General features: G+C 59.9%; 2 protein-coding genes and 1 tRNA gene. 2 read left to right on the top strand and 1 reads right to left on the bottom strand.

From position 1 onward, the window contains the following. The coding region (locus RWR81_RS13620) for an amino acid permease (RefSeq protein ID WP_314458238.1) at positions 1-594 on the bottom strand (594 nt) is incomplete at its 3' end. Positions 595-896: 302 nt separating this feature from the next. Between RWR81_RS13620 and RWR81_RS13625 the strand changes: the two genes are divergently transcribed. After that, positions 897-969 (top strand) — tRNA-Thr (locus tag RWR81_RS13625). 617 nt (positions 970-1,586) lie between these two features. Next, entirely contained in the window at positions 1,587-1,916 is a 330-nt protein-coding gene (locus RWR81_RS13630) for an Lsr2 family protein (RefSeq protein ID WP_314458239.1), read from the top strand. Positions 1,917-2,558 lie beyond the last annotated feature (642 nt).

Genomic DNA, 2,558 nt, shown 5'->3' on the forward strand with positions numbered 1-2,558 from the left:
CACCATGAAGGACACGATGGCGGCGACCTTGATGAGTGCGAACCAGAACTCGGCCTCCCCGAACATCTTGACGTTGAGCATGTTGAGAATGAAGACCAGAACGAGTGCGATGAGCGCGAAGAGCCACTGCGGTACAACCTGCAGAGCCTTCCAGTAGTGGAGGTAAAGGGCCACTGCCGTGATGTCGGCCATGACGGTGACCGACCAGTCCAGGAAGAAGAACCATCCTGTGACATAGGCGCCTTTCTCCCCCAGGAACTCGCGGGCATAGGAGACGAATGCGCCGGAGGAGGGCCTACGGATGGCGAGCTCGCCCAGGGCCCGCACCATGAGAAACGCGAAGATGCCGCAGATGGCGTAGGCGAACATCAGACCGGCGCCGCCTTCTTTGAGACGACCGCCGGCGCCCATGAAAAGACCGGTGCCGATGGAGCCGCCGATAGCGATCATCTGGAGGTGACGGTTCTTCAGCGACTTGTTGTAGCCGGCGTCGCCGCGGTCTTGGACATGATCTCCCTGACGGATGTCAGCGGAGGCTTGCGGCGAATCCGAGTGCGACGATCGAGGAGCGGATGAGGGGGTGGGCTCGGTCATGGGGATCCTTACGGGAGGGATGCTTGAATGACGTGCGGAGAATATCGGGAGATGCTGGGTGCCGGTAACGTGGGTCGTGTGTATGCAAAGTGTGGTCGTCTCAAGGCATGCTGAGTCCGTACTGACCCGGTGTGATTGCTGGGGGTGGTCCGGAGAGGGGAGCGCTCACGGTCCGCCGGCCCCGCTGGACATCGGTGGCTGCATCGGTGACTGTGTTGAGAAACACGGTTGATGGTGTTCCGCCGGAATTGCGGCAGTAGGTTCGGGAACGGTACCTTTATCCCTGCTGCCTATGGCAGCGTGCCGCCTTAGCTCAGTCGGCAGAGCGATTCACTCGTAATGAATAGGTCGTGGGTTCGATTCCCACAGGCGGCTCGATCAGCCCTGGGGGCCACGGCTCCCAGGGCTTTCGTATCCTCGGGTCCTCAGTCGTTCAATGTGTTTTCTGACACATACCCCTCCTCCTGTGGTGAAGGTCTTGAGGGATGTTGCTTTCTGTGGCGGCTGCATCGCAGGAATGCGCGTCGTTGAGCGGATGGGCGTCGGAAGGGCGTCCCCCGAAATTTTACCGATTTTGAGGGCGTGACCTGTGGTTGAAGAGTCTTCCTGTGGCGTTCGTAGGCAGTCTCTTCTGGCTGGGAGAATCCTGTTCCACCATCTGGGAACCTTCTGGGAGAGGTGGTATCACGATGTGGATGATCTTCGGATACCTCAAGTTCTCCATGAGGTCAGATCTGTCGGCCGAGGTTTGACCGGTCGTGCCTCGTGGAGATCTCCAATAGAGGACTTCAGTACTTTCACAGTATTCGGCCTTGTGTGAGGAGGGCAGGGGGTGTCGATGGTGGAGCGGGGTTCGATTAGTGATGTCCGGTTGTGGTCGGTAATGCGGGTGGCGAAAATGCTGTGTTGCATCGAAAGCAACTATTGTTTAATCTAACGGTGTCCGAGCGGGATACGTGTGTGGCCCGCTTCCCCAATCAGAATGAGGAATCATGGCACAGAAGACTCAGGTCATCCTCGTCGACGATGTCGACGGGTCCGAGGCCAACCAGACCGTCACCTTCGCCCTTGATGGCGTGACCTATGAGATCGACCTGAACGAAGAGCATGCCGCCGCTCTTCGTGAGTCCCTTGAGGAATGGGTCGGAAAGGCTCGTCGCACCGGTGGTCGTCGTAGTTCCGGTCGTCGTCGTTCCAGCGGTCCTTCCGACACTCAGAAGATTCGTGAGTGGGCCCGTTCGCAGGGGCTGGAGGTTTCTGACCGTGGTCGCGTCTCCGCTGAGGTACGCAAGGCCTACTACGACGTCAATCCCAGCAACTGAGGCCGGTCGGGCGCGGCGGGCTTATGTGAGTCGGCGCCACGCATCGAGTCAACCTCGAGCTTACTGCCACCTCGCACAATGGCTCTGGTGGTGCGTTTCGGTGCACCGCCGGGGCCATTATGTTTTGAATGGGTGAATATGGTTGTTGCTCGCGGGTTATCGTTATGAGCGCGGCACGTGGGAAGGTGTGTCGTACAGAGCGCCCTTCGTTGCCGCTCGACGTCCGGATCGGAGACGTACCTTTTGTAATCGGGAGGACGTACTTCTTCCGCGAGAGACGACGCTCGGGCCTCGCTGGTCTGCGGGCAGCGCAGTCCAGGAGAGGAAAACTGGAGGAGAAAGTGCGTCCTTGAACGGTACTGGCCCAGCGCGACGGAGCGTGGGCCCATCAGTCACCTTTTCCAACCCCTTCTCGACCAGGTCGCAGTGGCTCCATCAAGCGCGTCCTGACCATCGTCCGGCAAGCGTGGGGACCCGTCCGGAGCGCGACCAGAACACCTAAGTGACACGCGCCGGGGCACCTATTGCCGCGGCTTCTTAGGACCTCCAGGGCCTCGCGTCGGGCTCGTGATCCTGGCAGGATGGCCCCATGGCTTACACCCTCGTACTGCTCCGCCACGGCGAGAGCGAATGGAACGCGAA

It is taken from the genome of uncultured Actinomyces sp. (genome assembly GCF_963526355.1).
In the GTDB taxonomy this organism is placed as follows: Bacteria; Actinomycetota; Actinomycetes; order Actinomycetales; family Actinomycetaceae; genus Actinomyces.